The organism is Dyella sp. SG609 (genome assembly GCF_012275375.1).
GTDB classification, from domain to species: Bacteria; Pseudomonadota; Gammaproteobacteria; order Xanthomonadales; family Rhodanobacteraceae; genus Dyella_D; species Dyella_D marensis.
Map to the genome: position 1 here is coordinate 126,214 of NZ_JAAZQJ010000013.1, position 22,257 is coordinate 148,470.

Annotated in this window: 26 protein-coding genes; 9 read left to right on the forward strand and 17 right to left on the reverse strand. The window is 69.0% G+C overall.

Annotation, left to right across the window (positions count from 1 at the left end):
* The first annotated feature begins 12 nt into the window (after positions 1-12).
* From FHW85_RS19420 to FHW85_RS19430, 3 genes are read left to right on the forward strand one after another with little or no spacing between them, the layout of a single operon-like run.
* Positions 13-543, forward strand: coding sequence for a tail fiber protein (locus FHW85_RS19420; RefSeq protein WP_167252995.1), 531 nt, complete (start codon positions 13-15; stop codon positions 541-543).
* Positions 544-574: 31 nt separating this feature from the next.
* Positions 575-1,114 (forward strand): tail fiber protein, encoded by a 540-nt coding sequence (locus FHW85_RS19425; protein ID WP_167252994.1) that lies wholly within the window; start codon positions 575-577, stop codon positions 1,112-1,114.
* Positions 1,111-1,674 (forward strand): GNAT family N-acetyltransferase, encoded by a 564-nt coding sequence (locus FHW85_RS19430; protein WP_167252993.1) that lies wholly within the window; start codon positions 1,111-1,113, stop codon positions 1,672-1,674. Before FHW85_RS19425 ends, FHW85_RS19430 begins: the two co-directional genes overlap by 4 nt.
* On the opposite strand, the gene FHW85_RS19435 is transcribed toward FHW85_RS19430, so the two are convergent.
* The 4 genes from FHW85_RS19435 to FHW85_RS19450 all read right to left on the reverse strand — a co-directional run bounded on the left by FHW85_RS19435 (position 1,667) and on the right by FHW85_RS19450 (position 3,860).
* Positions 1,667-1,963, reverse strand: coding sequence for a hypothetical protein (locus FHW85_RS19435; RefSeq protein WP_167252992.1), 297 nt, complete (start codon positions 1,961-1,963; stop codon positions 1,667-1,669). The genes FHW85_RS19430 and FHW85_RS19435 overlap by 8 nt on opposite strands.
* Positions 1,964-2,045: 82 nt before the next feature.
* Entirely contained in the window at positions 2,046-2,276 is a 231-nt protein-coding gene (locus tag FHW85_RS19440; protein ID WP_167252991.1) for a hypothetical protein, read from the reverse strand.
* A 12-nt stretch (positions 2,277-2,288) separates the two neighbouring features.
* A complete protein-coding gene (locus FHW85_RS19445; protein ID WP_168649368.1) occupies positions 2,289-2,903 on the reverse strand; it encodes a glutathione S-transferase family protein in 615 nt (204 codons plus the stop codon).
* Between the two features lie 3 nt (positions 2,904-2,906).
* The gene (locus FHW85_RS19450) at positions 2,907-3,860 is read right to left on the reverse strand and encodes a pyridoxal-phosphate dependent enzyme (RefSeq protein WP_168649369.1); all 954 of its coding nucleotides are present in this window, start codon (positions 3,858-3,860) and stop codon (positions 2,907-2,909) included.
* Between the two features lie 119 nt (positions 3,861-3,979).
* Between FHW85_RS19450 and FHW85_RS19455 the strand changes: the two genes are divergently transcribed.
* Complete coding sequence (locus tag FHW85_RS19455; RefSeq protein ID WP_168649370.1) at positions 3,980-4,450, forward strand: Lrp/AsnC family transcriptional regulator; 471 nt, start codon at positions 3,980-3,982, stop codon at positions 4,448-4,450.
* A gap of 3 nt (positions 4,451-4,453) precedes the next feature.
* Here the strand turns inward: FHW85_RS19455 and FHW85_RS22515 are convergent, their stop codons facing one another.
* The 10 genes from FHW85_RS22515 to FHW85_RS19500 form a co-directional block, all read right to left on the reverse strand.
* The gene (locus FHW85_RS22515; protein WP_282597544.1) at positions 4,454-4,756 is read right to left on the reverse strand and encodes a DUF1275 family protein; all 303 of its coding nucleotides are present in this window, start codon (positions 4,754-4,756) and stop codon (positions 4,454-4,456) included.
* Positions 4,696-5,136, reverse strand: coding sequence for a DUF1275 family protein (locus FHW85_RS22520; RefSeq protein WP_210427864.1), 441 nt, complete (start codon positions 5,134-5,136; stop codon positions 4,696-4,698). The genes FHW85_RS22515 and FHW85_RS22520 overlap by 61 nt, the downstream gene beginning before the upstream one ends.
* 19 nt (positions 5,137-5,155) lie before the next feature.
* The gene (locus FHW85_RS19465; RefSeq protein WP_168649371.1) at positions 5,156-6,535 is read right to left on the reverse strand and encodes an alginate export family protein; all 1,380 of its coding nucleotides are present in this window, start codon (positions 6,533-6,535) and stop codon (positions 5,156-5,158) included.
* A gap of 2 nt (positions 6,536-6,537) precedes the next feature.
* On the reverse strand, positions 6,538-7,437 hold the full coding sequence (locus FHW85_RS19470; RefSeq protein WP_168649372.1) for a glyoxalase: 900 nt from the start codon (positions 7,435-7,437) through the stop codon (positions 6,538-6,540).
* A gap of 49 nt (positions 7,438-7,486) precedes the next feature.
* The gene (locus tag FHW85_RS19475; RefSeq protein ID WP_168649373.1) at positions 7,487-7,894 is read right to left on the reverse strand and encodes a DoxX family protein; all 408 of its coding nucleotides are present in this window, start codon (positions 7,892-7,894) and stop codon (positions 7,487-7,489) included.
* Positions 7,891-9,768, reverse strand: a complete 1,878-nt coding sequence (locus FHW85_RS19480; protein WP_168649374.1) for an amidohydrolase — start codon at positions 9,766-9,768, stop codon at positions 7,891-7,893. The genes FHW85_RS19475 and FHW85_RS19480 overlap by 4 nt, the downstream gene beginning before the upstream one ends.
* Positions 9,765-10,043, reverse strand: a complete 279-nt coding sequence (locus tag FHW85_RS19485) for a XapX domain-containing protein (RefSeq protein ID WP_168649375.1) — start codon at positions 10,041-10,043, stop codon at positions 9,765-9,767. Before FHW85_RS19485 ends, FHW85_RS19480 begins: the two co-directional genes overlap by 4 nt.
* A gap of 217 nt (positions 10,044-10,260) precedes the next feature.
* Positions 10,261-10,914, reverse strand: a complete 654-nt coding sequence (locus FHW85_RS19490) for a hydrolase (RefSeq protein ID WP_168649376.1) — start codon at positions 10,912-10,914, stop codon at positions 10,261-10,263.
* A gap of 192 nt (positions 10,915-11,106) precedes the next feature.
* The gene (locus FHW85_RS19495) at positions 11,107-12,081 is read right to left on the reverse strand and encodes an alpha/beta hydrolase (RefSeq protein ID WP_167252980.1); all 975 of its coding nucleotides are present in this window, start codon (positions 12,079-12,081) and stop codon (positions 11,107-11,109) included.
* Between the two features lie 193 nt (positions 12,082-12,274).
* Positions 12,275-12,880 (reverse strand): response regulator transcription factor, encoded by a 606-nt coding sequence (locus tag FHW85_RS19500; RefSeq protein ID WP_343203570.1) that lies wholly within the window; start codon positions 12,878-12,880, stop codon positions 12,275-12,277.
* 258 nt (positions 12,881-13,138) lie between these two features.
* Between FHW85_RS19500 and FHW85_RS19505 the strand changes: the two genes are divergently transcribed.
* The gene (locus FHW85_RS19505; protein ID WP_168649377.1) at positions 13,139-16,159 is read left to right on the forward strand and encodes a sensor histidine kinase; all 3,021 of its coding nucleotides are present in this window, start codon (positions 13,139-13,141) and stop codon (positions 16,157-16,159) included.
* A 482-nt stretch (positions 16,160-16,641) separates the two neighbouring features.
* Here the strand turns inward: FHW85_RS19505 and FHW85_RS19510 are convergent, their stop codons facing one another.
* Positions 16,642-17,343, reverse strand: coding sequence for a pirin family protein (locus FHW85_RS19510; RefSeq protein ID WP_168649378.1), 702 nt, complete (start codon positions 17,341-17,343; stop codon positions 16,642-16,644).
* A 172-nt stretch (positions 17,344-17,515) separates the two neighbouring features.
* On the opposite strand from FHW85_RS19510, the gene FHW85_RS19515 reads away from it, so the two are divergent.
* The 3 genes from FHW85_RS19515 to FHW85_RS19525 all read left to right on the forward strand — a co-directional run bounded on the left by FHW85_RS19515 (position 17,516) and on the right by FHW85_RS19525 (position 20,054).
* Complete coding sequence (locus FHW85_RS19515) at positions 17,516-18,433, forward strand: LysR substrate-binding domain-containing protein (protein WP_210427871.1); 918 nt, start codon at positions 17,516-17,518, stop codon at positions 18,431-18,433.
* Between the two features lie 27 nt (positions 18,434-18,460).
* Positions 18,461-18,991 carry a helix-turn-helix transcriptional regulator gene (locus FHW85_RS19520; RefSeq protein ID WP_167252975.1) on the forward strand — a complete coding sequence of 177 codons (531 nt, stop codon included), beginning with the start codon at positions 18,461-18,463 and terminating at the stop codon, positions 18,989-18,991.
* Between the two features lie 79 nt (positions 18,992-19,070).
* On the forward strand, positions 19,071-20,054 hold the full coding sequence (locus FHW85_RS19525) for an NAD(P)-dependent oxidoreductase (protein ID WP_168649380.1): 984 nt from the start codon (positions 19,071-19,073) through the stop codon (positions 20,052-20,054).
* On the opposite strand, the gene FHW85_RS19530 is transcribed toward FHW85_RS19525, so the two are convergent.
* A complete protein-coding gene (locus FHW85_RS19530) occupies positions 20,039-20,836 on the reverse strand; it encodes an AraC family transcriptional regulator (RefSeq protein WP_168649381.1) in 798 nt (265 codons plus the stop codon). The two genes, FHW85_RS19525 and FHW85_RS19530, sit on opposite strands and share 16 nt — an antisense overlap.
* A 151-nt stretch (positions 20,837-20,987) precedes the next feature.
* Here FHW85_RS19530 and FHW85_RS19535 point away from each other — a divergent pair, with 151 nt between their 5' ends.
* Positions 20,988-21,389, forward strand: a complete 402-nt coding sequence (locus FHW85_RS19535; protein ID WP_167252972.1) for a DUF3224 domain-containing protein — start codon at positions 20,988-20,990, stop codon at positions 21,387-21,389.
* Between the two features lie 161 nt (positions 21,390-21,550).
* Here the strand turns inward: FHW85_RS19535 and FHW85_RS19540 are convergent, their stop codons facing one another.
* Positions 21,551-22,189, reverse strand: coding sequence for a LysE family translocator (locus FHW85_RS19540; RefSeq protein ID WP_168649382.1), 639 nt, complete (start codon positions 22,187-22,189; stop codon positions 21,551-21,553).
* Positions 22,190-22,257 lie beyond the last annotated feature (68 nt).

Below are 22,257 nucleotides of genomic sequence, written 5' to 3' on the forward strand. Positions count from 1 at the left end.
GGAGCCCCCGCCATGTCTCAACCATATGTTGGCGAAGTCCGCCTGTTTCCCTACAACTTCGCGCCGAACGGCTGGTTCGATTGCGATGGCAGCCTGCTTCCCATCTCTGAGTACGAAGTGCTGTACACCTTGCTCGGCACCACTTATGGCGGTGACGGCGTGACCACGTTCGGCCTGCCCAACCTCTGCGGGCGCGTGCCGATTCATCAAGGCACCGGACTTGGCATGGGTACGTACGTGCTGGGCCAGCTGGCCGGTACCGAGTCGGTCACGCTGCTGCCCAACCAGATGCCGGCACATACCCATGCTTACTATGCCGTGAGTTCGGCCGGCGGTGCCGCCGCGCCAGCCGCTACGTTGCAGCTTGGCGCGGTCAGCGGTGATGTGCTTTATACGACCAGCACCGCAAGCATCCCCAGTGTTCCCATGGCAACTTCCGCCGTCGGCTCCATGGGCAACAGCCAGCCGCACGAGAACACCATGCCGTCGCTGGTCGCGCGCTTCTGCATCGCCTGGGCCGGCGTCTTCCCCTCCCAGGGTTGATGCTCATCGATAGATTACAAGGACCAACATCATGAGCGATCCCTTCATTGGCGAGATCCAGATCTACGCTTTTAATTTCGCCCCCTACAACTGGGCCATGTGCCAAGGGCAATTGATGCCGATCCAGCAGAACACGGCATTGTTCTCGCTGCTGGGCGTTACATTCGGCGGCAATGGCACCTCCAACTACCAATTGCCGAACTACGTTGGCAACGCCGCGTGCGGCCAGGGTGCCGGTCCCGGACTGACGCCGCGCGTCATGGGCGAAACGTTCGGCTCGGATAGCGTCACGCTGCTGACCAATGAGATGCCGGCGCACAACCACAACGCTCGCATCTATAACCAGACCGACGCCACCAAGCGCACCGGTACACCCGTAACCGGCGCGGCCATCATCCCGCTGCAGAAGCCGGGCATGAAGACATTCACCGCAGACCCATCTTTCAACACCACCTTCCCGCCAGCGACGATCGGTGTCGCGGGCGGCAGCACGGCACACGAAAACCAGCAGCCCTACCTCACGCTGAATTTCTGCATCTGCCTGTCGGGTGTCTTCCCGCAGCGTCCGTGAGCACGGCCCATGCACTGACCTTTCCCCCGTTGCGGGCAGCCTGGCTGCCCGCAACGGGGAAAGACCTCCCGCCCGGCCTGAGCTGGCGCGAAGCGCAAAACACGGACCTGCCCTTCTTCCGCAAGCTCTACGCCGACGTGCGCGCCGACGAACTCGCGCTCACCCCCTGGCCCGACGCGGTGCGCCAGGCCTTTCTCGACAGCCAGTTCACCCTGCAGCACCAGCACTACACCGCGCACTACCAGCCGTCGGATTACCTGGTGATCGAAGACACCGGCACGCCGATTGGCCGCCTGTACCTGCACCACGACGGACGGGAGGCCAACGTCATCGACATCGCCCTGCTCTCGGCCACGCGTGGCCGCGGCTTCGGTTCGTCATTGCTGAAGCTGGTGCAGCAGACCGCGCATCGCGACGGCCTGGCCAGCGTGATGCTGCACGTCGAACACCGCAATACCGGCGCGCGCCGGCTCTACGAACGCATGGGTTTCGCCGTGGAGGAAGACATCGGCAGCCACCTGCGCATGCGCTGGATGGCCGCCGCGGTGGCGCTCAGTTGAACAGCGCCTGGTAGATGAAACCGGTCTGGTCGCGCGCGACCGGCACCAGGAAGATGCCGAACTCGCCGATGCTGGCGTGCTTCATCTGGTAGATCTTCTGCGGGAACACGATCGCCGCCTCGTGGCGGAACAGCAGCGAGAACGGCGAGCGCACCATGCCCTGGTACTGCTGCACCGGCAGCGGCCGGGCCTCCACCAAGGCAAACGGTGCGTTGCCGTCGTGATCCAGGGCGACCGTGAAGGTCTCGCCCACATGTCCCGCGAAATGTTCCAGAGCAAAGAATTGCATCGCGCCGCCCCCTTACGCCGCCGATGGAATGGGCGCCGAGTGTCGCACAGAAGCGGCGGCGAATCGCGTGTCGGCAGCGCCGTTACTGCATGTGCACGAGCCCGCTGCCGATGCCCTGGCACAGGCGCAGCGAAAGCTTGCGACCGCGATCGAGCAGGCGGCGCATGGCCTCGCCGCTGCCTGCGGGTGCGGCGTCCGGATGTTCGGCGGCCTCCTCCGTTACCAGGCGCTGCGCCAGTTGCGGATCGGCGACGTAGCCATGCAGGAACAGCAGCGCGGTCCACAGCGAAGGCTTGGATGATGCCGGGTCCATGGAAGTCTCCGCTCAGTCGTGTGTCGCACCGCTCAAGGCGGTGGCTTGCATGGAAGCACGCGATGAGAACCGCTCGTACCACGCGGCGAGCCGCGGGCGGCCGGCGCGGAAATCGTAGACCTCGCGGAATTCGATCCAGCTCAGCGCGGTGGCGAGCGCGATCGTGCCGAGGTCGACGGCGCCCTCATCGATCTCACGTTCCAGGTAATCGCAAGTCGCCGCGATCTTCTCGCGATACGCATCGACCAGCACCGGCCAGCGCAGCGCCTCCGGCCTGCGCTCGATATCCCAGCGTGCCGCAATACCCGCATCGGCGATACCTTGCGCCAGAGCCTGCATGCGCAGCACGCCATAGCGCGCGGCAGTCTGCATGGGAATCAGCTTCGGCCCACCGTGCAGACCATCGAGGTATTCGCAGATCACGCCGGAGTCGAACAGAACCTCACCATCGTCAAGCAGCAGCACGGGCACCTTGCCCAGCGGATTGACCGCATACACCGCTTCGTTGCGCCGCGTGGGGCTGGTTTCGTGATGGATCACGTCGAGCTGGCCTGCCAACCCGGTTTCGTGCGCGGCGACGAGCACCTTGCGGGCATAAGGCGAGTGAGTCTGATAGAGGAGTTTCATGGGTCAGTCCGCGAGCAGCTTTTCGCGCAGCGAGGGATGGATGTTCCTGCCGCACAGCACGGTGGCGGCAAGGCGGCCGGCGTAGCGCGCCGGTTCGGCGAGGATGGCCGCCACGCCGGCGGCGCCGGCCGGTTCGACGACCAGATGCAGGTGGCGATGGAGCAGGCGCATCGCACTCATCAGCTGCGCTTCGTCCACGGCCACGATGCGGTCGCAGCAGCGCCGCAGCTGCGGCAGGCGCGAGGCGATCGGCACGCGTACCGCGATGCCGTCGGCGATGGTGTCGGCGCGTGCGGTTTCGATCGCGCGCTCCGCTTCCAGCGACAGTTTCATCGATGGCGCACCGGCGGCGACCACCGCCACGATCTCGGCGGACGGCAAGCGCGCGCGCAGCACCGAGCCGATGCCTTCGAGCAGCGCGCCATTGCCCAGCGGCACCAGCACCACCTCCGGCGCGGCGTCGGCGAGCAACTCCGTGGCGATGGTGCCGGCGCCCTGTGCGATCGCCGGTTCCGCGCCGTCTTCGACAAAGCGCAAGCCTTGCTCTTGCGCGTAGTGGCGCGCCGCCGCTTTCGCGGCATCGAAGTCCGCACCGGCTAGTCGCACATCCGCACCCAGTGCACGCATCGCATCGAGCTTCGCAGGATTGGCGGTTGCCGCGGCGAACACCGTGCAGGCGTGGCCTCGCCGTGTCGCCGCGCGCGCCAGCCCTTGCCCGAAGTTGCCGGCCGAGGCGGACACGATGGCTTCGCCGGGATGCAGGGCGGTAGCGGCGAACCATTCGGTGCCGCGCCCCTTGAACGAGCCGATCGGATTGCCGGTTTCGTCCTTGGCGATCAGGCGGCAACCCAGCGCGGCGTCGAGTGCGGGGCTGCGGCGTACTGGCGTGCGCAGGAATACGGGATCGATCGATGACGGGGCGGCGACGATGCCGTCCAGATCCAGCGTGGTGTTCATGCGGTGCGCTCGCTACGGTGGCGAAGGCCGACCATGCTAGGGTGGCGCCGCGCGGCGGGGCCGCGTCCGCCCCAGAACCGGCGGGTTTTCTCCCCGATCTTCCGAGAGACCACGCGGCCATGCCCACCGCCCTGGATAAATTCGACCGCCGCATCCTGTCCATCCTGCAGCTCGATGCGCGGCGCTCCGCCGAACTGATCGGCGCGGAGATCGGCCTGTCCGCCTCCGCCGTGCAGCGGCGCATCGCGCGGCTGCGCGAAGAAGGCGTGATCCTGGCCGAGGTGGCCATCGTCGATCCGAAACGCGCGGGGCGTCCGCTCACCCTGATCGTGGACGTGGAAGTGGAGCGCGAACGCCCCGAACTGCTGGCCAGCCTGAAGCAATGGATCGCGGCCGAACCGGCGGTGCAGGAAGCCTGGTACGTCACCGGCGAAGGCGACTACGTGCTGGTGGTCAGCGCGCGCGACGTGGAGGACTACGACGCGCTGATGCAGAAGCTGGTGGCGGACAACGCCAACGTGCGGCGCTTCCAGACGCGCGTGGCGCTGGGAACGCTCAAGCGCGGCGTGCTGGTGCCGATCGAGGAATAAGGCCTAGGCGTCGCCGGCCGTATCGCCATGGCACAGCGCCGCCAGCACCAGCACCGGCGGCAGCGCGAAACACCACATGCCGGCATAGCGATACAGCAGCGCTGCCGCCGCGCAGCCCGCCGCAAAGGTAAGCACCGCACCGCCCATGCTCGCCATGCGCGTGCGCGCGGCGGCGCGCTGCTCCTGCGGCAAGCCGTGCAGCAGGTCGGCCACGTCCAGCATCAGCTGCGTGGTGGTGCCGGTCATCATGGTGGTGGGCGGCGCCTTGCCCAGGTGCACGCGCTGCACCGCGTTCTGCACCGCCATGCCGGCCACCAGCACCAGGCCGGCGAACATCGCCGCCGGCGCATCGCCCTGCTCGAAACGCCCGTGCCAGATCGCCACGCCGCCACGCCGCCACCCAGCACCAGCAGCACCAGCTGGATCGCCAGCAAGGTGCGGAACACCGGCCGGCCCGCAGCCACCAGCCGATAGCGCAGCAGCCGCGCGAGAATCACCGCCACGCAGAACGTCGGCAGCGCCAGCAGCTTGGTGACGATGCCCGTCGCGCCCATCACCAGCGCCGCACCGATGGTGACGAAGTTGCCGGTGACGTGCGCGGTGAACAGGCCATGCATGGCCAGGAAGCCGGCGGTGTCGGTATAGCCGGCGGCGAAGCTCAGCAAGGTGGGGACGGTAAGTTTCATGGGATTCCCGGATATTGGCCTACCAGGTGAACTTGAGCTCGGCGCCAAGATAATCGCTGTCCCGGCCGCCCGCGCGGCGAAGCGCATCGCTGACCTCGAAGCGCACCAGCTCCAGCGCCGTCGCCACGTGCCGGTTGACGGCGTAATCGGCGCGCAGCTGGCCGTAAGTGCCCGTGCGCCGGCCGCCACGGCCGGCGGTATTCGGCACCGCCACGTTCGGCTGCGTGTACACCGCATCGCCGGTGGTCTGGCGCCATTGCAGGCCGATAGCGGCGGTGAGCGCCAGGCCGGTCATGGGCTTTACGGTGAGCGACGGTTTCAGGTGGATGAAGTTGGCATAGCCGGTATACCCGGCCAAGGTGACGTAATAGCCATTGGGGAACAGCGGATTGAAGGTGCCTAGCGTGCCGTCGCCGCGACGCCGGTCGCCGGAGGCGGCATCCAGCTGCAGGCCGAAGCGCGGCATCCACGGCAGCGCGGTGAAGGTATAGCCGCCGCGCGTGCCGACGGCCCAGGCGCGGATATCTTTGCCGCCCACCGAACCGCGCTGCGCCATCGCTTCCAGATCCCAGTCCAGGCCGTTGGCATTGCCGGCGTAGCGCGTGTCGAACACCTGGCGCGATTCGCGCCCGGCCGCATCGATAAAGCGCGCGTTGTCGCGCCGGTACAGCGCCGCATACGCGGACAGCTCGTGCTTGCCGTCGATCAGCCGCTCCACGCGCAGCAGGTGAAAGCGCACGTGCCGGTTGGATGTATCGTCGAAATGGCGGTCGTCCTTGTACTGCACCGGCTGGCTGAGCAGGCCGATCAAGCGCCAGCGCCCCGTTTCCCAATCCGCCCACACCGCATCGAAGGCCTGCCGTACGTTCGGTCCGTCGCGCAGCGAGACGAAGCGCTGCAGGTCGAAGGCGAACTCCTGCCGGCCGGCGCGCGCCTTGAACGTGCCCGTGCCGAAGGCATGCACGTAGGCGACAAAGGCCAGGCGCAGATCGAGCGGGTTGCGGTCGGTGGGCGTGGGGTTGCGCTTGCCGTAGGCGCGCGCGTCTTCCAGTTGCACGAAGGCCTGCCATTGGCTGCCGAGGCGCAGGTCGGCATGGACCTGCGCACGCTGGATCACATAGCCGTCGGCCCGCGCACCGCCGGCACCGAAACCGGCCGCGTCATTGCGCTCGAAACGCTCGCGCAGGTTGGCGCCCAGCGAGAGATAGCTGGCCGGGCCGCCGCGATCCAGCGCGATGTACTTCAGCGCATCGCCCGGCTCGGTACGCAGCGCCGGATCGGCCAGCGGCGACCAGTCCTCCTGCCAGCGGTTGGAGGCGAAGGCCGGCCGCGCGGCCTCCTGCGCGGCGGCCGCGCCGGCGCCTGCGAGCAGCGCAATCGCCAGCAGCCGCCGCGGCATGCTCAACCGCCCTTGGCCGCAGCGTGGATCTCGGCGATATAGCCGCCGGGGAACGACACCATCGCGATGCGGCGCCCATCGGCTTCGTACGGCTCGACCAGCACCTTGGCGCCGCTCGCCGTGGCCTTGGCCAGCGTCGCGGCAAGATCGGCCACTTCGTAGCCGCTCATCTCGCGGCCATAAGGCCAGGGCAGCAGACCATCGGTGACCTGCACGGACATCTTGCCGAAGTCCGATTCGATGCGGATGCGGCGGAAACGATCGCTGGCGCGGCCGATCTCCACGCCCGGCGCCTGCTTGTCGTCGGACACCACCTTGCCGTGCGAGAACGCCAGGAAGGCGTGGACGAAAGCATCGGCGCGATCCGGCGACACGTACACGCGATTCTCCGGCACGGTGCCGAACGCTTTGTAGTTCGGCGCGGTGGTGTGCCAGTACAGCTGCATGTTCACGCCGCCGGGCCACTGGATCACGGCGTCGCGGCCGATCGGATCGGGAAACGGCGCCACCAGCACGTCGGCGCCGGCGGCGCGCGCGGCGCGGATCGCCACGTCCATGTCCTTCACCAGATAACCCGTGCGCTCGGCGCCGAACGGATACGGGATCGGCGTGCGGAAGCCGAACAGCGACACCGTGCCGGCCGGCGTCTGCAGCAGCTGCGAGCTGGTCTGGCTGGGCGTGGGCGTCACCTGCACCACTACCTGCTTGGTGCTCTGCCCGCCGAAGGTGGCGGTGAAGCTCTGCACGAAGCGGTCGACGTCGGCCGGATCGACATAGACATGAGTGGTGTCGTACTGCGGGGCTACCGCCACGTGCGGCAACGCGGATTCGCGCGCCCCCGCCGACGCGACCAGAAGGCTCAGTGACAGGGCGAAGATAGATAGGACAGAAGCCTTGCGCATGGGAAAAACTCCTTGGATCTTGATGATGCAACGGGTCTTGATGATGCGATCAACGTGCGGCGCGGCGTCCGCGCCAGTCGTGCCAGGCCACCAGCAGGAAGCCGCCGGCGAGACCTAAGTGTTCGAAGAACGTATTGGCCGCCGGCAGGCGCTGCGCGAGCGGCAGTTCCCAGAAACGTACGGCGAGAAAAGTGGCGCCCAGGGTGAACACCGCCAGCGCCAGTGCACCGGCCCAGCGCAGCACGCCGCTGAGAATGGCCAGCGAGGCGCCCAGTTCCAGTGCGATCACCAGCACCGCGAATACGGCCGGCGGCGCCAGGCCGAAGTGCGCCATCTCGGCGATGGCGCCGGGGAAATCCAGCGCCTTGTCGATGCCGCCTTGCAGATAGGCGGCGCACAGCAGCAACAGCGCGATCCAGTGCGCCGCTTTCCAGGCGGTCGAGGGCGCCGCGTTCATAGCGCCCAGCACGCGCAGCCCAGCGCGCCCCAGAAGGATTTCAGGTCGGCGATCGGCAGGCGGCTGGACCAGGCGGTGGCGTGGTCGTGGCCGTGGATGCCGCAGGCATGCGAGCAAGCGCAGGCCACGGGCGCCGCTGCGCGCGCCGGCTGCTTCGCCGCCCATGCACCGTAGCCACCGTAGCGGTTCACCGGCGACCAATCCGGCATCGCCGCCGGAATCGGCGCTTCGTCCAGATCGGCGAAGCGGCCCGCGCCGTACACGATCTTGCCGCCCACCATGGTCAGTTCCGAGGTGATGTCGGCGATCTCGCTTTCCGCGCAGGCGAAGAAATCGCGGTCCGGCACGATCAGGTCGGCCAGCTGCCCGGCGGCGATATGCCCCTTCTTGCCTTCCTCGTTGGAGAACCAGGTGACGTATTCGGTCCACATGCGCAGCGCCGTCTCGCGGTCCAGGCAGTTGCGCTGCGGATACAGGCGCAGGCCGCCGACGGTGCGGCCGGTGATCAGCCAGGCCAGCGACACCCACGGGTTGTACGACGCCACGCGGGTGGCATCGGTGCCGGCGGAAACCCGCGCGCCTTTCTCCAGCATGCGCGCCACCGGTGGCGTGGCCTCGGCCGCGCCGGGGCCGTAGCGCTCGACGAAGTATTCCCCCTGGTAAGCCATGCGGTGCTGCACGGCGATACCGCCGCCCAGCGCCGCGATGCGGTCGATCGACTGGTCGGAAATGGTTTCGGCGTGATCGAAGAACCAGTTCAGGCCTTGCAGCGGAATGTCCTGGTTCACCCGCTCGAACACGTCCAGCGCGCGGCTGATGGTCTCGTCGTAGGTGGCGTGCATGCGCCACGGCCAGCGGTTCTCGGCCAGGATGCGCACCACGCCTTCCAGGTCGCCTTCCATTTCCGGCGGCAGGTCCGGGCGCGGCTGGCGGAAGTCCTCGAAATCCGCGGCGGAGAACACCAGCATTTCGCCGGCGCCGTTGTGGCGGAAGTAATCGTCGCCCTGCTTGTACTTGGAGGTCTTCGTCCAGTTCAGGAAATCTTCTTTCTCCGCCTTGGGCTTCTGCGTGAACAGGTTGTAGGCCAGGCGGATGGTGAGCTGGCCGTCGTCCGCCAGCTGCTGGATCACCGCGTAGTCGTCGGGATAGTTCTGCGCACCGCCGCCGGCATCGATGGCGCCGGTGACGCCCAGGCGGTTCAGCTCGCGCATGAAATGGCGGGTGGAATTGAGCTGGTAGTCGAACGGCAGCCTGGGACCCTTGCCGAGCGTGGCATAGAGAATCGCGGCATTGGGCTTGGCCAGCAGCAGGCCGGTGGGGTTGCCGTCGCGGTCGCGCACGATCTGGCCGCCTGGCGGCTCCGGCGTGTCGCGGGTGTAGCCCACGGCGCGCAGCGCGGCGGCGTTGAGCAGGGCGCGGTCGTACAGATGCAGCAGAAACACCGGTGTGTCGGGCGCCACCGCGTTGAGTTCGTCGATGGTGGGCAGGCGCTTCTCGGCGAACTGGTGTTCGGTGAAGCCGCCGACCACACGCACCCACTGCGGCGGCGGCGTGATGGCGACTTGGGCTTTCAGCATCGCCATCGCATCGGCCAGCGAACGCACGCCGTCCCAGCGCAGCTCCAGGTTGTAGTTCAGGCCGCCGCGGATGATGTGCAGATGGTTGTCGATCAGCCCGGGCAGCACACGGCGGCCATGCAGGTCGATCACGCGGGTGGCGGGGCCGGCCAGCGCCATCACCTCGGCGTCGCCGCCGACCGCGACGAAGCGGCCGTCGGCGATCGCCACCGCGCTGGCGGTGGGGCGCGCGCGGTCCAGCGTGGTGATCAGGCCGTGGTGCAGGATCAGGTCGGGAGGGCTGGCCGGCGCGTTCATGCTTTGCGCTCCGCGGCGGTGGTATCGCGCCTGGTATGCGGGCCCTGCGGCAGCTGGCCGAACACGTGCGGACTCACCTGGCCGCGCAGCCAGGTGGTCTGCGCGCTGTCGCGATGCAGGAGCTGCTTGACCAGGGGCGGAATCTGCTCGCCCACCAGGATGCCGAGCAGGCCGACCAGGGCGATCACCGGCGGCGCCGGCGAGCGCACCTTGAGCAGGGCGTAGACGATGCCCACCAGCAGGCCGGCGGCGAGGGAAAGGATGTAGGGCTTCATCGGTGCTTCCTCGGTGTGAGGGTTTGTTGCCCCTCTCCCTCCGGGAGAGGGGTTAGGGCGAGGGTGCGGGCGGAGCGCGAGAGTGATGTGCACCGCTCCGGTCGTACCCTCATCCGGCTGCCGCCACCTTCCTCGCTCCTCAGAGCCGCGCACATCCATGTGCGCTCCCCGCGTGCCCCCGGAGGGGGAAGGGTTCCAACTTGAAGACTGAGTAGGCTCAGCCCTCGTGCGCGCCGAACATGGTCTTGGCGTAAGTCACGCCCAGGCCATACGCGCCGCCGTTGCTCCTGGCGATGCCGGTGGTGCTTTCGTAGGTCTCGCCGCGCGCCCAGTCGCGCTGCAGCTCCAGCAGGTATTGCAGCGAAGTCATCGGGCGGGCGCCGGCCTGCACCATGCGGTCCATCGCGCGGTCGTGCGCTTCGGCCGACACGTCGCCGCAGGCATCGGCGATCACGTACACCTCGAAGCCCTGGTCGAGCGCGGACAGCGCGGGGCCGACGATGCACACGGACGTCCACAGCCCGGCCAGCACGATGCGGCCCTTGCCGATCTCGTTGACCCGGGCAATCACCGCGGCGTCTTCCCAGGTGTTCATCGAGGTGCGGTCGAGCAGGGCCTGTCCCGGGAAGGGTTCGGTCACTTCGCTGAACATCGGGCCGGAAAAGCTCTTCTCCGCCACCGTGGTGAGGATGGTCGGCACCTTGAAGCTGGCCGCCGCCTTGGCCACCAGGCCGGCGTTGTTGCGCAGATTCACCGCATCGATGGAATGGGTGGCGAAGGACATCTGCGACTGGAAGTCGATCATGATCAAGGTGTGATCCGCGGGCGTCAGCAGCAGCTTGCCGGGGGTGGGCGTGGCGGTGATGGACATCGAAGGATTCCTTGCGGCGAAATGAAAAAATGTCGTTTCAGATGCGAATAAATCGATGATCGGCGATCAGCGATTTATTCCGTGCATCAACAGTATCTGCGCTCTCTTTCGGCGCAAAAAGCGGAAAGCTTGCCGCCCTAGCATCGATAAATTCGAATGCCGCGCGGCAAGCCGTCCGCCGGCCACGCCGCATCAGCTCTTGATAAAGGCCAGCAGGTCGCTGTTGAGCTGGTCCTGGTGCGTGACGGCCAGGCCGTGCGGCGCACCCGGGTAGACCTTGAGCGTGGCGTGCTTCACCAGCTTGGCGGTGAGCCGCGCGGAGCCGTCGATGGGCACGATCTGGTCGTCGTCGCCGTGGATGACCAGGGTAGGCACGTCGATCTTCTTCAGGTCCTCGGTGTAGTCGACTTCCGAGAACTCCTTGATGCAGTCGTACTGGCCCTTGATGCCGCCCATCATGCCCTGCAGCCAGAACGCTTCGCGCGCACCCTCGGAGACCTTCGCGCCGGCGCGGTTGTAGCCGAAGAACGGCAGGGTCAGGTCCTTGTAGAACTGCGAGCGGTCGTCGAACACGCCCTTGCGGATGCCGTCGAACACTTCCAGCGGCAGGCCATTGGGATGGCTGGCGGTCTTGAGCATGATCGGCGGCACCGCGCCGATCAGCACCATCCTGGCGATCCGCCTGGTGCCGTGGCGGCCGACGTAGTGGGCGATTTCGCCGCCGCCGGTGGAGTGGCCGACCAGCACGACGTCGTGCAGATCGAGCTTCTCGATCAGCTCCGCCAGGTCGTCGGCGTAGCGGTCCATGTGGTTGCCGTCCCAGGTCTGCGCCGAGCGGCCATGGCTGCGGCGGTCGTGCGCGATCACGCGGTAGCCGTGCTGGCCCAGGAACAGCATCTGCCCGTCCCAGGCATCGGCGCTGAGCGGCCAGCCGTGCGAGAACAGCACCGGCTGCCCGTTGCCCCAGTCCTTGTAGAAGATCTCGGTGCCGTCGCTGGTGACGAAGCGCGAGCCCGGCGTCTTGCCGGCGCGGGTGGCGGCAGCGCCCTTGGAGGCTTCCGCGGCCGCGGCAAGCGCGGGCATGGCCATCACGGCGGTGGAGGCGAGGGCGGCGTGGCCGAGCAAGGCGCGGCGGCCATGGCTGATGTCGGTCTTTGGCTGAGACATGTCGAGGTTTCCTTGGGCGTGACGGAGGGCCGGGCGCGCGGCATGGATGCCGCGGCGCCGGCTGCGTAATGTCGCGCGCCGCCGCGCCGCGGCACAGCCCGGTTTGGGCATGCCGCGGCTACCCGATCGGGCATGGCGCAAAGAGGAGACAACGGCGAAAATGCGCGGTTTTTTGCCTGGGAAACGCGTGCGATCAGGAATCGAGAAAACCGCGCCGCAGGGCGATCGTCACCGCATGCGTGCGATCGGCGGCGCCGAGCTTGGCGGTGATGTTCTTCAGCCGTGCCTTCACCGTGTCCTCGGAGACGCACAGCAGTTCGGCGATCCGCCGGTTGCCGTGGCCGGTGGCGACCAGGCGCAGCACGGCCAGCTCCTTGGCGGTGAGCATGTCGGCGTCGACGTGCGAGGCCACTTCGCGGGCGATCTCGCCCACCACCACGCGCCGGCCGAGCGCGGCGCCGCGGATCGCCTGCAGGATGTCGTCGCGGGTGGAGGATTTCAGCAGATAGGCCATCGCGCCCAGCATCAGCGCCTGCTTCACGCGCGCATCGCCCGGATAGGTGGTGAGGATGACGATGCGCGCATCGGGAAACTCGCCGCGGATCGCGGCGATCGCCTGCAGTCCGTCCATGCGCGGCATCTGCAGATCGAGCACGGCGACGTCCGGCCGCTGCGCGCGGAAACACTCGATGCTTTCCACGCCATCGCCGGCCTCGCCGGCGACCTGCATGTCCGGCGCGCTTTCGATCGCGGCACGCAGGCCGTCGCGCATGACCGGATGGTCGTCGGCGATCAAGATCCTGAGCGTCCTGTTGTGGCTGTTCACGCTGCCCGGCCTCCGAGCCCGTCCTGCGCATCATCGCGGCGTGGCCGCTGCGCACTATCGGCGCGCGCCCCGGCCCTGGCAATGCCCGATCGGGTGAATGAGGCCAAGGTCGAAAGGCAGGCCACGGCCGCGCTCGCTAGACTGCCGCCCACTCATGCATGCAAGCCTCGCTGGCGCCCCGGATGGTGCCGGCGCACCGGGCGGCATGCGTCCGCCGGGGGAACGACAGGCATGAAACGACGCGGGCGCGGCGCGCCCTGGCTGCTGCTCTGGTGCGCCGCGCTGCTGTGCCCGGCCCTGCGCGGACAGGATGCCGGCCACTGGAACGGCGAGCAGTTCCGCCAGACGGTATGGAGCGTGGAACACGGCGCGCCGGCGGATATCTGGGCGCTCGCGCAGGATCGCGACGGCTTCCTCTGGCTCGGCACCGGCTCGGGCCTGTACCGCTTCGACGGCGTCGCCTTCGAGCGCTTCGAGCCGCGCCAGGGCGAGAACCTGCGCACCAACGACATCACCGCGCTGTCGATGCAAGCCGACGGCACGCTGTGGATCGGCCTGTTCCACGGCGGCGCCAGCGCCCTGCGCGACGGCCGCCTGACCAGCTATTCGGCACGCGACGGCTTTCCCACCAGCATGGTGACCTCCTTCGCGCGCACCGCCGACGGCGCGCTGTGGGCGGCCAGCCGCGGCGGGCTGGCGCGCTTCGACGGCACGCGCTGGGAGATCGCCGGCGCGGACTGGAACTATCCGGCCGCCCGTGCCGAATGGGTGATGACCGATCGCGACGGCACCTTGTGGGTCACCACCGGCGATGAGCTGCTGTCGCTGCGCCGTGGCGGGCATCGCTTCGAAGCGACCGGCATCCGCGTGGCGCGCGATACCACGCTGAGCCAGGCGCCGGACGGACGGATCTGGCTTTCCAGCGGACCGCGCGGCACCAGCGCCCCGCCCGCGGCGCCGGCCGCGCAGCCATCGGAAGGCTTGCGCGAGGACCCGGCGCTGGTGCATTCCAAACGGCTGCTGTTCGACCGCCGCGGCTACCTGTGGGGCACCGAGGCGATGCGCGGCGGCGTCTACCGCATCGATGCGCCGGCGCGCCTGGCCGATGGCCGCGCCTTGCGCGCATCGGCGTTCGACGCCTTGCACGACCGCGGCGGCGGCCTGCCGTCGAATGTCGCGGTGCCGCTGCTGGAAGACCGCGAAGGCACCGTGTGGGTGGGCACCAACCTGGGCCTGGCCAGCTACCACGCCAACAATGTGCGCGTGCCGCCGGGCAGCAAGGTCGGCCCCGGCATCAACACCGCGCTCGCCGCCGACGCGCAGGGCACGCTCTGGCTGGCCAACGGCGGAGTGCTGCAGCGGCTCGACGCGGACGGCGCGCAGGTGGTCGCCGACGGCCTGCCGGACATCAACGCGATGCTGGCCGCGGACGGCACGCTGTGGCTGATGGGCGGCTCCTGGCTGGGCCGGCTGGAACACGGCCGCGTGGAGCACATCGAGGTGCCGGTAAGCGAACCGCGCTGGAGCCTGGAAGCGCTGGCCGGCGACGGCCGCGGCGGCCTGTGGGCGAGCTTCATGGACCATGGCGTGTTCCATCTGCGCGATGGCCGCTGGACGGCGCTCGAAGGCAGCATCGGCCGCGGCCGCACCGCGCCCACCGCGCTGCTCGCCGACGCCGCGGGCCGGCTGTGGGCCGGCTATCCCGATGGCCGCGTGCTGTGCGTCGACGGCGAGCAACAGCGCACCTATGCCGGCGCCGAGGGGCCCCGCGTCGGCGCCATCGCCACCTTCGCCCGGCGGGGCGACGAGCTGCTGGTCGGCGGCGACCGCGGCGTGGCGCGCTGGCGCGATGGACGTTTCGAGCCGCTCGCGGCGGACCCGGCGATGCTGGCCGGGGTGTCCGGCATCGCGCTTACCGCGCAGGGCGAGGCATGGATCAACGGCAGCCGCGGCGTGCTGCGCGTGAGCGCGCGCGACCTGGCGCGCGGCTTCGGCGGCCAGGCCGCCGCTTACGAGCTGTTCGACTATCACGACGGCCTGCCCGGCATCGCCCTGCAGGCCACGCCGGTATCGACCGCCGCGATCGATGCGCGCGGACGGGTGTGGTTCAACACCAACCAGGGCGCCGCATGGATCGACCCGGCGCAGGTGCGGCGCAACCCGGCGGCGCCGGCCACCTTCGTGCAGACCCTGATCGCCGGCGACCGGCGTTACGCCGCCGCCGGCGAACCGCGGCTGCCGCAACGGACCAGCGCGGTGCGCGTGCAGTACACCGCCACCAGCCTGGCCATGCCCGATCGCGTGCGCTTCCGCTACCGCCTCGACGGCGTGGACGAAGACTGGCAGGAGGCGGGCACGCGGCGGGAAGCCTCGTATGCCAACCTGGGCCCCGGGCACTACCGCTTCCGCGTGATCGCCGCCAACGAGGACGGCGTGTGGAACGAGCAGGGCGCCAGCCTGGCCTTCTCGATCGAACCGCAGTTCTTCCAGACCGGCTGGTTCCGCGCGCTGTGCCTGGCCGCCGGCGCGCTGCTGGCCGCCGGCCTTTACCTGTGGCGGCTGCGCCTGATGGCCGAGCGCATCCATCTGCGCCTGGAAGAGCGCACGCGCGAGCGCGAACGCATCGCGCGCGAGCTGCACGACACGTTGCTGCAGGGCGTGCAAGGCTTGCTGCTGCGCCTGCAGGCGCTGGCCGCCGGGCTTAGCGAAGGCGGGCGCACGCGCGAGGCGCTGGACGCGGCGATCCGCCGCGCCCGCGACGTGCTGATGGAGGGGCGCGACCGCATCGTCGCGCTGCGCGGGGAAAGCGAGGAAGGCGAGCGGCTGGCGCACACGCTGCGCGCGGTGGGCGAGGAGTACCGCGACGGCGGCAGCATCGCCTTCCAGGTAAGTACCGAAGGCGCGGAACGCGCCTTGTGCCCCGCGGCCGCCGACGAAGTGATCGACATCGCCCGCGAGGCGATCCGCAACGCCTTCCGGCATGCGCATGCCGGCTGCATCGACGTGCGCGTGGCGTACCTGCCGCAGGGCTTGCGCATCCGCGTGCGCGACGACGGCATCGGCATCCCGCTCGACATCCTCCGGCACGGCGGCAGGCCGGGCCACTGGGGCCTGGTAGGCATGCGCGAGCGCGCCGGGCGGCTGGGCGCGACGCTGGCGATCCGGCGCGGCAAGGCTCGCGGGACGGACGTGGTGCTGCATGTGCCGGGGCAGGTGGTGTTCGAAGCGGGGGCGCACGGGCGCAGGGCGTGAAGTGCGGCTTCTGGCGTGTGGCTTGATCGCCGTTCCTGCATCAACGCTCCGCCCGCCCCCTCACCCCGGCCCTCTCCCCGGAGGGGAGAGGGGGATGTCGATTAACGCGAAAACCGAGCAAAGAGCTCGCGGCGCAGCCGCGGCGTTCCGCTGGTGCGCTTCTGCTCTTGATCTACCGGGTCCCCTTGGCGCCGGCGGTGAGGGCTGGACGAAAAGGCCCCCGCAGGGGGGCGGGGACACGATGTCCCCGCCTTTTTGATCAGGGCATGGATGCCCTGTCAAAAAGCCCGGCCAGCCCTCACGGACCCTCAGCAGCTTTGCTGCTGAGGGCGCCAAGCAGGGTGCCCTCTCTTTTTGGTTACTTTTTCTCTGGGCACGCAGAGAAAAAGTAACTCGCCCCGCGGCAGCGGGGCGAAACCCTCGCCAAAGGCGAGACAACCAACCGCAACGCAACAATCTCCCCCGCGGGAAAAGGAGAGCACTCAGACCGGCAGATCAAACAGCAGCAGCTCAGCATCGCCATTACCTTCGAGCTCGATCAACGCAACGTCCCTGAGCTGCAACGCATCGCCCGCATTCAGCACAATACCGTTGACGGTAACGCTGCCGCGCGCCACATGGACATAGCCCAGCCGCCCCGGCGCAAGCGCATGGGCAAGCTTGTCGCCGTCCGCCAGGATCGAGGCGTACAGATACGCGTCCTGATTCATGCGCAGCGAACCATCGCGGCCATCCGGCGAAACGACCAGACGCAACTGGCCGCGCTTGGAAGCCTCATCGAAATGCTTTTCCTCGTAGCTGGGCTCAACGCCCTGGCGCTCCGGCATGATCCAGATCTGCAGGAAGTGCACCGGCTCCCTGGCGTCATGATTGAACTCGCTGTGGCGCACGCCGGTGCCCGCGCTCATGCGCTGCACGTCGCCGTAGCGCAGCACCGAGCCCGTGCCCAGGCTGTCCTTGTGCTCCAGCGCGCCGCCGAGCACGTAGGAAATGATCTCCATGTTCTGGTGGCCGTGCGTGCCGAAGCCCTGGCCGCCGGTGACGCGGTCCTCGTTGATCACACGCAGCGGGCCGAAGCCCATATGGCGCGGGTCGTAGTACTCGGCGAAGGAAAAGGTGTGGCGGGACGACAGCCAGCCGTGCTCGGCGCGGCCGCGTTCCTGGCTCTTGCGGACTTCCAACATGGGATGCCTCCATAGTGATGTGCGATGGATTCGATGGCTTGCCGGCCCGGGCCACCCAGCCCAAAGAAGCCTTGTTTTGCTTGCCATCGCGTCCTGATGGAGAGAGTATGGGCGCCCTCGCCGGCGGGGAAAAGCGAGTGGATTGCCGGCCTATCATCGAGAATTTCGAATGCTGCGCCTGAGCCTCGACGCCCTGCAGATCCTGGACGCCATCGACCGCCGCGGCTCCTTCGCCGCGGCCGGCAAGGAGCTGCACAAGGTGCCCTCCACCATCTCCTACACGGTGGCCAAGCTGGAGGAGGAACTGGGCGTGCAGCTGTTCGAGCGCGCCGGCCCGCGCGCCGACCTGACCCAGGCCGGCAGCGTGCTGCTGAAGGAGGGCCGCCACCTGCTGCGCGCAGCGCAGGACCTGGAGGCGCGCGTGCGCCGGGTGGCCTCGGGCTGGGAAACCGAGTTCGCCATCGAGATCGACTCGATGTTCGCCCCCATCGCGCTGCGCGAGGACATCGAGGCGTTCTGCGCCGTGGCCGACCGCACGCGGCTGCGGGTGGGGCAGGAAGCGCTGTCCGGCACCTGGGAGGCGCTGCTGGAGCGCCGCGCCGACCTGCTGATCGGCGCCGCCGGCGAAGGCCCCTCCGGCGGCGGCTACGTGGCCGAGCCGATGGGCTCGCTGCCGTTCGTGTTCGCGGTGGCGCCGGATCACCCGCTGGCCGCGCTCGACCGCCCGCTGGGCCGGCTGGACCTGCAGCAGTACCGCGCCATCGCCGTGGCCGACAGCGCGCGCAAGCTGGTCTCGCGCACCGTGGGCCTGGCCTTCGGACAGGAGGCGATGACCGTGCCGGATATCCGCAGCAAGCTGGATTTCCAGCGCGCGGGCCTGGGCTTCGGCTTCCTGCCGGAACCCTACGCGCGCCCCGCGATCCAGGCCGGCGAGCTGGTGGTCAAGCAGGTGGAAGAGCCCAAGCCGGCCGAGACCTTCTACCTGGCCTGGCGCACCGGCGAGGAGGGCGCCGCGCTGCGCTGGTGGATCGAGCGCGCGCGCCGGCCCGGCACGCTGGAGCGCCTGCTCGCGCTATCGTTCTGCCACTGACCGGATGACCGGATGACGGAGGCCGCCATGGCACCCTTCGGACGCGCGCTGCGGCGCCTGCGCCAGCTGCGCGGCATGAAACAGAGCCACCTCGCCGAACTGCTCGGCGTCACCCAATCGACCGTGTCGCGCTGGGAGCGCGGCGACCTCGACCTGTCCGCCGCACAGCGGCTCGCCGTGCAGCGTTTGCTGGAAGCGCGGCCCGACCCCGCGCAGGACGCCGCGCTGAAACGGCTGGTGGAGCACTCGGCGCAGAAGGTCCATCTGGTCTGCGACCGCACGCACCGCCTGCTGGCGGTGTCGCCCGCGCGCTTCGCCGACTGGCGCCGGCCGGCCGCCGAGCTGCTCGGCACCTGCATGCTGGTCTATGCCACGCCGGAAATCCTCGCCGCCGAAGCCACGCTGGATGCGCGCGGCTGGTACGAGGACCGCCAGGGCTCGCTGCGCATCGCCACCGGCACCAATGCGGAGCTGCCCATCCGCCCCGGCACCGCGCTGTGGGAACGCATCGCGCTGGCGGACGGCAGCATGGGGCGGCTGGTCACCACGCTGGCCTGAGCGCCGCGCATATTTAATGCGTGGCGGGCACGCCGCGCCGCTCGCTACGCTCCGGTTCCCAGCAGCACGGGAGCAAGCCATGACCATCCTGGTGACCGGCAGCGCCGGCCATCTCGGCGAAGCGCTGATGCGCAGCCTGCAAGCCGCCTCGCGCGAGGCCGTCGGCATCGACCTGAAACCCTCGCCATTCACGCGGCACACCGGCGATATCGCCGACCGCGCCTTCGTGCGCGCGGCGATGCGCGGCATCAGCGCGGTGATCCACACCGCCACCTTGCACAAGCCGCATGTGGCGACGCATCCGGCGCAGGATTTCGTCGACACCAATATCAGCGGCACCCTGGCCCTGCTGGACGAAGCACTGGCGGCCGGCGTGCGCGCCTTCGTCTTCACCAGCACCACCAGCGTGTTCGGCGCGGCGCTGACGCCGGCCGCGGATGCGCCGGCGGCCTGGATCACCGAGAACGTGGCGCCGGTGCCGAAGAATATCTACGGCACCACCAAGCTCGCGGCCGAGCAGTTGTGCGAGCTGTATCACCGGCGCCATGGCCTGCCCGTGGTGGTGCTGCGCACGTCGCGCTTCTTTCCCGAAGCGGACGACGATGCGGGCAAGCGCGCCGCCTACACGCTGGCCAATGCGCAGGCCAACGAGCTGCTGTACCGCCGCGCGGATATCGAAGACGTGGCGAAGGCGCATCTGCTGGCGGTGGAGCGTGCGCCGGCGCTGGGCTTCGGCCGCTATATCCTCTGCGCCACCACGCCGTTCGCGCCGGAAGACCTGGCGCTGCTGCACCGCGATGCGCCGGCCGTGCTGCGGCGGCTGTTTCCTTCGTTCGAGGCCTTGTACGGCGCGCGCGGCTGGCGCATGTTTCCGCGCGTGGATCGCGTCTACGTCAACGCGCTGGCGCGGCATGAGCTGGGCTGGCAGCCGCGGCATCACTTCGCCCACGTGCTGAACTGCCTGGCGGCGGACCGGGATTTCCGCAGTCCGCTGGCCGTGGCGGTGGGCGCCAAGGGCTATCACGCCACCAGCTTCGGCGAGATGCCTTATCCGGTGGACTGAAGGCGCCGCGCGTACTGCGCGGGCGTGCAACCGACCAGGGCGCGGAAGTCGCGGATGAAATGCGCCTGGTCGAAGTAGCCCAGCGACAGGGCCAGCTCGATCCAGTCCGCGGACTGGCCTTGCTGCAGCTGGGCGATCGCCTCGTGCAGGCGGTAGCGGTTGATCGTCCATTTCGGGCCGATGCCGACGTAGTTCTTGAACAGGCGTTGCAGGGCGCGTGCGTTGAGTGCGCTGCGTTCGCACAGTTGCTCGACCGTGGTGATGGAGCGGTCGGCGGCGATGTCGGCGACCAGGGCGGCCACGCGGTCGACGGTGGCGTCGGGCGCGGGCAGATGTGCCATCAACATCCGTTCGGCGGCAGCGGCCATGTCGTCGACTTCAGGCGCGGCGGCTATCGCGGCTTCGTAGCTGTCGGCGTCGGCGCCGAACAGATCGCCGGCGGCCATCGACGCGTCCATCAGCTTCGCCACCTCCGCTGCGTAGAACGGACGAAAGCCGCCCGGCCGGAACTTGATGCCGAACACCTGCCCCCGGCCTTCCAGCACGCGCACGAAGCGCCCCTGGTGCACGCCATGGATGCGCCCCTCCACCAGATGCACGCTCGGATGCGGCAGGGTTTCCTGCGTCTGCGGCGGCAGGCCGCGCAGGTCCCAGGCGACGAACCAGTAATGCTCGACCAGCCCCGCCAGCGCGGCGCCGGGCAGGCGGCGCTCGTGGCGGAACTCGCCCTGCGGCAGGCGCGGGTGCAGCACGCCGCGCGGTTCGGGAGCCTTGGCGCTCATGGCTGTCGCGTTTTTCCAATCATCGGGAAGGGCTTCCTGTTGCAATGGCCACGCACTGACGGAGCACGCTATGTTCCCCCGGCTTCCCTTGCTTGTCGCCGTCGCCGTGCTGGCGATGGCGCCCGCCGCATCACACCTGTCGGAGAATCGCATGAAGCACGCCCAAGGCAGCTTCGAGGTCAAGCTCGCACCGCAGCCCGCCGCACCCGGCACCGAAGCCGCGGCGCTGGGCCGGCAGACCATCGACAAGCAGTTCCACGGCGACCTCGAAGGCAGCAGCCTGGGCGAGATGCTGGCGGTGATGGACAAGAACACCGGCTCCGGCGCCTACGTGGCGCTGGAGCGGGTCACCGGCACGCTGGGCGGCAGGCAGGGCAGCTTCGTGCTGATGCACAGCGCCACCATGACGCGCGGCGCGCCGGCCTTGTCGGTAACGGTGGTGCCCGATTCCGGCAGCGGCGAACTGCAAGGGCTGAGCGGGACGCTGGCGATCCATATCGACGCGAAGGGTGCGCACTCCTACACCTTCGACTACAGCCTGCCGGCGGAGTGAAAGCCGCTCGTCATTCCGGCGCAGGCCGGAATCCAGTAGCGACAACACTGGGTTGTCGTGGGAACGTTAAAAAGCACGCCTTGGAGCACCACGCTCAATGCAGCGCACCGCCACTGGATTCCGGCCTGCGCCGGAATGACGAGCGGGAGGCGTTGATGCCATCAGAGAAGGCGGCGAATGCCTTCGGCCGCGGTAAGCAGTGCGATGCCCATCAGCAACGCCCCCACCGCCCGCAAGGCCATCCGCGTATACCCCGGCCGCTCTGCCAGCCACAGCTGCGCGCCGCCCGCCGCACACGCCAGCGCGCCATACACCGCCAGCTGGGTCAGCACGATCACCACGCCCAGCGTCGCCGCCTGCGGCCATAGCGGCCCCTGCTCGCGGCGCATGAACTGCGGAAACACCGCGAGCATGAACAGGTAGGCCTTGGGATTGAGCAGGCAGGTGACGGCGCCGCGGCGGAAGGTGGTCCAGCGCGACTGGCCGGCCACCTCGGCGGTATGCAGCGCGCCGCCTTCGCTGCGCCACATGCCGTAGCCGATCCAGGCCACGTAGCCCGCGCCGATCCACAGCACCGCCTGGAACAGCACTGGCGACCACTGCAGCAGCGCGCCGACGCCCAGCCCGGTCAGCAGCACATGGCAGGCGCCGCCGGCCATGATCCCCGCCACTGCGGCCAGGCCGCCGCGGCGCCCGCCGCTCAGCGAACTGCCCAGCACATAGGCCATGTCCAGGCCGGGCAGGGCGACGATGCCCAGCACCAGCAGGAAGAACAGGCCCAGCTGCACGGCAGGAATCATGGCGGCGACCTCGTGAGGTAACGGCTTCAGCCTAGGGTCGAATCAGGGCGAAGACGGTCCTGTTTATC

What these genes read in the sequence shown, in the direction of transcription:
- FHW85_RS19420 (WP_167252995.1), top strand. Translation starts at nt 13, where the DNA reads ATGTCTCAACCATATGTTGGCGAAGTCCGCCTGTTTCCCTACAACTTC.
- FHW85_RS19425 (WP_167252994.1), top strand. Translation starts at nt 575, where the DNA reads ATGAGCGATCCCTTCATTGGCGAGATCCAGATCTACGCTTTTAATTTC.
- FHW85_RS19435 (WP_167252992.1), bottom strand. Translation starts at nt 1,963, where the DNA reads ATGCAATTCTTTGCTCTGGAACATTTCGCGGGACATGTGGGCGAGACC.
- FHW85_RS19440 (WP_167252991.1), bottom strand. Translation starts at nt 2,276, where the DNA reads ATGGACCCGGCATCATCCAAGCCTTCGCTGTGGACCGCGCTGCTGTTC.
- FHW85_RS19445 (WP_168649368.1), bottom strand. Translation starts at nt 2,903, where the DNA reads ATGAAACTCCTCTATCAGACTCACTCGCCTTATGCCCGCAAGGTGCTC.
- FHW85_RS19450 (WP_168649369.1), bottom strand. Translation starts at nt 3,860, where the DNA reads ATGAACACCACGCTGGATCTGGACGGCATCGTCGCCGCCCCGTCATCG.
- FHW85_RS19455 (WP_168649370.1), top strand. Translation starts at nt 3,980, where the DNA reads ATGCCCACCGCCCTGGATAAATTCGACCGCCGCATCCTGTCCATCCTG.
- FHW85_RS22515 (WP_282597544.1), bottom strand. Translation starts at nt 4,756, where the DNA reads ATGGCGGTGCAGAACGCGGTGCAGCGCGTGCACCTGGGCAAGGCGCCG.
- FHW85_RS22520 (WP_210427864.1), bottom strand. Translation starts at nt 5,136, where the DNA reads ATGAAACTTACCGTCCCCACCTTGCTGAGCTTCGCCGCCGGCTATACC.
- FHW85_RS19465 (WP_168649371.1), bottom strand. Translation starts at nt 6,535, where the DNA reads ATGCCGCGGCGGCTGCTGGCGATTGCGCTGCTCGCAGGCGCCGGCGCG.
- FHW85_RS19470 (WP_168649372.1), bottom strand. Translation starts at nt 7,437, where the DNA reads ATGCGCAAGGCTTCTGTCCTATCTATCTTCGCCCTGTCACTGAGCCTT.
- FHW85_RS19475 (WP_168649373.1), bottom strand. Translation starts at nt 7,894, where the DNA reads ATGAACGCGGCGCCCTCGACCGCCTGGAAAGCGGCGCACTGGATCGCG.
- FHW85_RS19480 (WP_168649374.1), bottom strand. Translation starts at nt 9,768, where the DNA reads ATGAACGCGCCGGCCAGCCCTCCCGACCTGATCCTGCACCACGGCCTG.
- FHW85_RS19485 (WP_168649375.1), bottom strand. Translation starts at nt 10,043, where the DNA reads ATGAAGCCCTACATCCTTTCCCTCGCCGCCGGCCTGCTGGTGGGCATC.
- FHW85_RS19490 (WP_168649376.1), bottom strand. Translation starts at nt 10,914, where the DNA reads ATGTCCATCACCGCCACGCCCACCCCCGGCAAGCTGCTGCTGACGCCC.
- FHW85_RS19495 (WP_167252980.1), bottom strand. Translation starts at nt 12,081, where the DNA reads ATGTCTCAGCCAAAGACCGACATCAGCCATGGCCGCCGCGCCTTGCTC.
- FHW85_RS19505 (WP_168649377.1), top strand. Translation starts at nt 13,139, where the DNA reads ATGAAACGACGCGGGCGCGGCGCGCCCTGGCTGCTGCTCTGGTGCGCC.
- FHW85_RS19510 (WP_168649378.1), bottom strand. Translation starts at nt 17,343, where the DNA reads ATGTTGGAAGTCCGCAAGAGCCAGGAACGCGGCCGCGCCGAGCACGGC.
- FHW85_RS19520 (WP_167252975.1), top strand. Translation starts at nt 18,461, where the DNA reads ATGGCACCCTTCGGACGCGCGCTGCGGCGCCTGCGCCAGCTGCGCGGC.
- FHW85_RS19525 (WP_168649380.1), top strand. Translation starts at nt 19,071, where the DNA reads ATGACCATCCTGGTGACCGGCAGCGCCGGCCATCTCGGCGAAGCGCTG.
- FHW85_RS19530 (WP_168649381.1), bottom strand. Translation starts at nt 20,836, where the DNA reads ATGAGCGCCAAGGCTCCCGAACCGCGCGGCGTGCTGCACCCGCGCCTG.
- FHW85_RS19535 (WP_167252972.1), top strand. Translation starts at nt 20,988, where the DNA reads ATGAAGCACGCCCAAGGCAGCTTCGAGGTCAAGCTCGCACCGCAGCCC.
- FHW85_RS19540 (WP_168649382.1), bottom strand. Translation starts at nt 22,189, where the DNA reads ATGATTCCTGCCGTGCAGCTGGGCCTGTTCTTCCTGCTGGTGCTGGGC.